Origin of the sequence: Arthrobacter sp. SDTb3-6 (assembly GCF_013376095.1) — a bacterium.
In the GTDB taxonomy this organism is placed as follows: domain Bacteria; phylum Actinomycetota; class Actinomycetes; order Actinomycetales; family Micrococcaceae; genus Specibacter.
Genome location: NZ_JAAMFN010000041.1, coordinates 26875 through 33196, shown reverse-complemented (window position 1 = coordinate 33196; position 6322 = coordinate 26875). Strand labels below are relative to the sequence as shown.

The 6322-nt window shown below is 67.9% G+C and carries 5 protein-coding genes; 4 read left to right on the top strand and 1 reads right to left on the bottom strand.

From position 1 onward, the window contains the following. Nucleotides 1-241 precede the first annotated feature (241 nt). The 4 genes from G6035_RS16515 (at nt 242) to G6035_RS16500 (ending at nt 5655) form a co-directional block, all read left to right on the top strand. Complete coding sequence (locus tag G6035_RS16515; RefSeq protein WP_176618199.1) at nt 242-1828, top strand: ABC-F family ATP-binding cassette domain-containing protein; 1587 nt, start codon at nt 242-244, stop codon at nt 1826-1828. Between the two features lie 145 nt (nt 1829-1973). Then, nucleotides 1974-4031, top strand: coding sequence for a hypothetical protein (locus G6035_RS16510; RefSeq protein ID WP_176618198.1), 2058 nt, complete (start codon nt 1974-1976; stop codon nt 4029-4031). A 204-nt stretch (nt 4032-4235) separates the two neighbouring features. Then, entirely contained in the window at nt 4236-4667 is a 432-nt protein-coding gene (locus G6035_RS16505; RefSeq protein ID WP_371131051.1) for an acyl-CoA thioesterase, read from the top strand. A gap of 91 nt (nt 4668-4758) precedes the next feature. Beyond that, nucleotides 4759-5655, top strand: a complete 897-nt coding sequence (locus G6035_RS16500) for a PaaX family transcriptional regulator C-terminal domain-containing protein (protein ID WP_256884153.1) — start codon at nt 4759-4761, stop codon at nt 5653-5655. A gap of 110 nt (nt 5656-5765) precedes the next feature. Here the strand turns inward: G6035_RS16500 and G6035_RS16495 are convergent, their stop codons facing one another. After that, nucleotides 5766-6182 carry a RidA family protein gene (locus G6035_RS16495; RefSeq protein ID WP_176618196.1) on the bottom strand — a complete coding sequence of 139 codons (417 nt, stop codon included), beginning with the start codon at nt 6180-6182 and terminating at the stop codon, nt 5766-5768. Between the last annotated feature and the right edge of the window lie 140 nt (nt 6183-6322).

Genomic DNA, 6322 nt, shown 5'->3' with positions numbered 1-6322 from the left:
GCGCCCGGGGCCTTGGGCGCCCACGGCACCGCCCGGCGTCGTCCCTCCCAAGGGGTGCGAGCGGCACGCGTGCGGTGAATTCCGGGCTGCCCTCCACCGCCGGCGGGTACCCGAGGGGCTGTGCGCGGCCGTCCGTGGCGTTGGCGCTGCGCCGGGACCCGGCACATCCGCCGTGCCGGTACAGTGGGGGCGGGTGTTCCGTCAGGGCCCGCCACCGACCCGCACAACAAGGACCGCACCCATGAGCTTGATCCGCCTCAACGACGTCAGCGTCCGCTTCGACCAAATCCAGGTGCTGCGCGAAGCTTTTTTCAGGCTCGACGCCGGCGACCGCGTGGGCTTGATCGGCCGCAATGGTTCGGGAAAGTCAACGCTGCTGAAACTGGTCCTGGACCAGGTGCAGCCGGACACCGGCACCGTGGCCGTGGAACTGGGCACCAGGATCGGCTACTTTTCCCAGTTTTCCGAACTCAACGGCGCCGCCACCATCCTTGAGGTGCTCCAGGACGTGTTTGCCCATGTCGTGGAGCTGGAAGCCGGGCTGGCCGGCATCGACGCCGCGCTCGCAGCCGGCCCCGCGGAGAAGGAACTGGACCTGCTGGTCCACCGCCAGTCGGAGCTGTTCGCGGACATGGACCGGCTGGACGGCTGGGACTACCAGCGCAGCATTGACAAGGTGTTGACCACCCTTGGCTTCAGCGAAGCCCACCGCAGCTGCCCCATTGACGACCTTTCGGGCGGCTGGCGCAACCGGGCCGCCCTGGCAAAAATCCTGCTCGAGGCCCCGGACGTCCTCCTGCTCGACGAGCCCACCAACTACCTGGACGTGGCCGGCGTCGAATGGCTGGAGGGCTGGTTCAAGAACTTCCAGGGCGCCGCCATCATCGTCTCCCACGACCGCCGCTTCCTGGATTCTGTGGTCACGCGGATCATTGAGGTTGAGAACTTCCACCTGCATGAATACCCCGGAAACTTTGACGACTACGTCGTGGCCAAGCAGTTCCGGCTCAAGACCCTCGAGAGCCAGTTTGTGCACGAATCCGAGCTGCTGGCCTTTGAAGCGGAGGGGATTTCCGACCGCCGGGCGGCAGCGAAGGCCGCTTCCAAGGGGCTCGATTCGAAGCTGTCCAAGATCAAGAAGGCCCGCGCACCCCGTCCCGTGGACAAGATCATCACCGACATCTACGCAGGCCTGCACGTGAAGGACGTGCTGTGCCGGGTGGAATCGCTGGCCAAGGCGTACGGGGACCGGACCCTGTTTCGCGACGTCAGCCTGGAAATCCGCCGCGGCAACCGGCTTGCGGTTGTGGGCGCCAACGGTTCCGGAAAGTCGACGCTGCTGCGGGTGCTGATGGGGGAGGAGCCCGCCGATTCCGGCCATGTCGCGTGGGCCAAGGGAGGCGGCCCGGTCTCCTACAACCAGGTCCTGGCCGCACTGGATCCCGCGGACACCGTCACCCATGCCGTCAACGCACTGCCGGACAGCCTGGCGCTGACCGCCACCAAGAAGTCCGTCAACCGCTTCCTGGCCATGTTCCAGTTTTCCGAGGCGGACCTGAAGCAACGCATCGGCCAGCTGTCCGGCGGGCAGCAGGCGCGCGTGGCCATGGCCCAGTGCCTCCTCTCCGGTGCCTCCGTGCTGGTCCTGGACGAACCCACCAACCACCTGGACCTGGCCAGCACCCAGGTCATGGAGCGCGCGCTCCTGCACTTCCCCGGCGCCGTGCTGGTGGTCAGCCACGACCGCTTCTTCACAGAGAAGATTGCCACGCGCCGCCTGGTCTTTGACCCGGCCGCGCCGGCGAAGGTTGAATTCCTCCCGGCGTAATCTTGCCCGCAGCCACCCTCCCGCCGCGCCGCACAGGTACGATCGCAGTGGCCCCACCTCGCAGCCATGGCCCCATGGCCCACGCGGTGAAGCCGGCCCCGGCCCGGCGACATCCGGCGCTGCAGAACCCGTGAAAGGACCGCACGTGACGAAGCCAGGCAGATTCGGGAGGCTCGCTTACAAGACCGGTGCCGCCGCCGTCGGCGTCCTTCTGTCAGTCTGCCTGGGCGGAACGGCCCATGCCGAGACGCCTTCCCCGCCGCCTCCCCCCGCGGCCGCGTCCGTGGCCGTCCACCCGGACATCAACCGCAACGTCAAGGCAGCCCTGGCCGGGCACAGGCACCGGCCGGTATGTGCACCCGCCACCCTGCGCCATGCCAGCTGCAACTCCGTCAAGGACCTCGACGTGGGCGGCCCCCTGGCCTCCGCCGCCACGGTGCCCGCCGGATACGCGCCCACAGACCTGCAGGCGGCCTACAAGCTGCCGTCGGCCACCGCCGGAACGGGCATGACGGTGGCGGTGGTCGACGCCTATGACGACCCCACCGCGGAGGCGGACCTGGCCACCTACCGGGCCAAGTACGGATTGCCGCCCTGCTCCTCGGCCAGCGGGTGCTTCACCAAGGTGGACCAGCGCGGCGGCAGCGCCTACCCTGGCCCCGACACCGGGTGGGGCACCGAAACCAGCCTTGACCTCGACATGGTTTCGGCTGCCTGCCCGCTGTGCAAAATCCTGCTGGTCGAGTCCGACACCACCGCGGTCTCCGATCTGGGAGCCGCAGTGGACACGGCCGTTGCCAAGGGTGCCGTGGCCGTCTCGAACAGCTACGGCACACCCTCCGGCAGCCTCGACTCCTCCTATGACCCGTACTACAACCACCCGGGGGTGGCCGTCACCGCCAGCGCCGGCGACAACGGCTACGGTGCGGACTATCCGGCCGCGTCAAGCTACGTCACGGCCGTGGGCGGCACGAGCCTGGTCCGTGACGGCAGCACGCGCGGCTGGTCGGAGAGCGCATGGTCCGGCACCGGCAGCGGTTGCTCCTACGCATCGGCGAAGCCCGCCTGGCAGCCGGACACGGGCTGCACCACCCGGACCACCAGTGATGTGTCGGCCGTGGCGGACCCGGCCACCGGCATGGCCGTCTACTACTCATCCGGCGGCTGGATGGTGGTGGGCGGCACCAGCGCCTCCGCGCCCATCATCGCCGCTGTCTATGCCATGGCCGGGACCCCCGGATCAGGCTCCTATCCGGCACAGTTCCCGTATTTGCACCCCGCCCAGCTCAACGACGTGACGACGGGCGCCAACGGCATTTGCACCCCGTCCTACCTCTGCTCCGGCACCGCCGGCTATGACGGCCCAACCGGGCTGGGGACGCCCTCGGGGGTGTCGGCATTCGCCGACGCCGCGACCCAAACAGCCCCCACACCTACGCCCGCTCCGACCCCGACACCGCCACCGGCGCACGCCATCACCTCGCCGGGCGACACCGTGTATGCCGATTCCTCCGGGCGGCTCTATGACGTCCCGGCCACCGGGGCCATGAAGTCCGGCGCCGCGCGCCAGATCGGCCACGGCTTTTACAGCATCCGCGACATGCACGTCACCGACTGGAACAGCGACGGCGTCCTGGACCTGCTGGTCCAATGGAGCAGCGGGCGGGTCAGCGTGTACCTGGGGTCAGGCGGTGGCCTGGGATACGGTCCGGTGATCGCGACCCAGGGCTGGCAGGGCATCACCCTCACCGTCGGCAAGTGGACAACGTCGGCGCCCTACCCTTGGCTGGTCGGGACCAACAGCGCCGGAGGGTTGTATTACTGGGCCAACCGCCGCGGGACAACCGTTGACACGGCAGTGCGGATCGGCACGGGCTGGAACGGCCTGAAAATCACGCAGCTGGACTTTGACGCTGACGGCCGCGCTGACCTGTTGGTACGGACCAGCACCGGTGCCATGCTGCTTTACCGCGGCAACGGCTCCGGCGGGATCATCAGTGAACCACGCAAGGTGATCGGATCCGGGTGGCAGGGCTATGACGTCCTGAGCCCGGTCCCCGGATTTGCCAGTCCGGGCAGCCGGGGCCTGATCGCCCGGTACGCCGCGACCGGAGCCCGTTACTACTACCCCGTCTATACGGGACGCTGGGGTGCCAGGGTTGCGCTGGCCGGAAGCTGGAAGTACCTGGTGCTCGCCGACTGACTTGGGTGGACGGCTGGGGGTGCGGCCCACCGGCACCGGTGACGCCCGCACCCCGCAGGCCTGACCGGCACGCAAGACATGGTGACTTAATGATCACCGTAATGAATTTGATATGTCATTGGCCAAATGGCCGATAGACTCGGGCTGGGCCGCACCGCACCGGTGCTGCCCCCGCGGACATGTTCCGTCATCGAAAGGATCCCAGTGCACACCTTGGATCAGGCCTGCGGGCCGCGGGCCTGCGTTGAGCGGACGGTGGAATGGGTGGACACCGACGCCTCCGGCCACCAGCACAACTCCGCCGTCCTGCGCTGGGTGGAAGCGGCCGAGGCGGAACTGTTCAGGACGCTGCACCTCCCGGACTACTTCGCCTGTGCACCCCGTGTCCAGCAGGTTGTCAACTACCGTGCGAAATTGTGGTTTGGCCAGCGGATCCGGGCCACCGTTGCCGTTGAAGCCATCGGCCGCACGTCCATGACCTTCGCCTTCGAAGTCGAGGGCATGGCCCATAAGGGGGCCGGGGGAGGCCTGGCGGCCCACGGCACGTTCACCACGGCCCACGTCGCCCCGGGTGCCCAGGCCGCCTCCCCCTGGCCGGCCGGCATCCTGGCGGCCATCGGGCCGGCCGTCCCGTGAGGGAGGCCAGCCCGGGACGTGGCCGGGCCGCCGTGCGATGCCGTGCCGCCGTGAACTGCCGTGCCGCCGTGCGATGCCGGGGTGGAAAGCCGTGACGGAAACAGGCACCCGGGCCAGGCTGGAATTTCCCGCGCCTCCGGTGCGCCACCAGCAGCTGATTGTCACGATCTTCGGGCTCTACAGCCGGGGGCCGGACGCCGCGATGCCGGTCTCGGCACTTGTTGCGCTGCTCGGTGACCTCGGCTACGACGCGCCCGGTGTGCGGTCCTCCGTGTCCCGGCTCAAGGCCAAGGACGTGCTCAAAAGTGTCAGGACGGACAAGGTGGCCAAGTATGCCTTGTCGGAAAGTGTCCTGGAGGTGTTCAAGGAAGGCGACGCGCGCATATTCTCGCCCACCCGGTCCGTGGCCGGGGACGCGTGGGTCCTGGCCATCTTTTCCGTGCCGGAAGCGGTGCGCAACAAGCGCCACCAGCTGCGCTCCGAGCTCTCCTGGCTGGGGTTCGGTTCCGTCGCCTCGGGCGTGTGGATTGCACCGGCGGGCGTGCTCGGCGAGACCAGGCGGAGGCTTGAAAAGCGCGGGCTGGGCCAGTTTGTTGAGTTCTTCCGCGGCGACTACCTGGCCGAAGGCGACATGCGCACCAAGGTGGCCCAATGGTGGGACCTGGCTGCCCTGGACGAACAGCTTGGCGAGTTCCTTGACTTTTACCACGATGCCGCCGAACAGTGGCTCGGCCTGCTCGGTGACGACCCGGACCAGGCACTGGCCCGGTCGACGCCGGAACTGCGCGCCGATGCGTTCCGCTACTACATCCCCATGCTGACCGCGTGGCGGCGCTTTCCCTACCGGGACCCGAGCCTGCCGCTGGAGTTTCTGCCGGACGGCTGGAAAGGCCCCCAGGCCAGGGCGGCGTTCTCGACCGTGCACCGCCTCATTTCCCGGCTGGCGGCAGCGCACGCCCACAGCATCATCGACGCCGCCGGCCGCTGACCGGGGCACTTCAAAACCGGAAAACACGCAGGCGGGGCGCGCGGGCACAGTGCCCCCCGGCCCCGCCTGCGCCCGGGGCGCGCCCGCGGAAACCAGTGCGCCTGCGGAAATCAGCGCTCCTGGATCACCGCGACGCCCTGGATTTCGATGAGGGCCTCCTTTTGCCAAAGCCGGCTGATCCCGATGCCTGCCATGGCGGGGTATTTGGAGCCGGCCATCTCGCGCCAGAGCTGCCCGATTTCCTTGCCGTTGGCCATGTAGTCGTCCACGTCGGTGAGATAGATCGTGACGCTGACGAGGTCCTCGGGCTGCCCGCCGGCTTCTGTGAGGGTTGCCAGCACGTTGGAGAACGCCTGCCTGAACTGTGCCACGATGCCGCCGGGCACGATGTTCATGTCCTTGTCCAGGGCCGTCTGCCCGCCCAGGTACACCGTGTTTCCGGCGAGCACGCCGTGGGCGTAGCCGCGTGGCTTGGGCAGCGATTCCGGGTTGATGGTGGTGTTGCCCGTCGCTGTTGTGTTGTTCATGTCCAGCCTCCTTGCGGCGCCCCTGGGGCGATTTTGAAAAATCCATGTTCAGATCGTGACGATCGTGCTACGTTGAGCATATGTGACGATCGTAAATAAGTCGATACATAATCAGTGATCACCAATGTGAGAGGGAAAAG

Bases quoted from the DNA above. Each gene is read 5' to 3' on its own strand.
- G6035_RS16495 (WP_176618196.1), bottom strand. From the start codon at position 6,182: ATGAACAACACAACAGCGACGGGCAACACCACCATCAACCCGGAATCG.
- G6035_RS16515 (WP_176618199.1), top strand. From the start codon at position 242: ATGAGCTTGATCCGCCTCAACGACGTCAGCGTCCGCTTCGACCAAATC.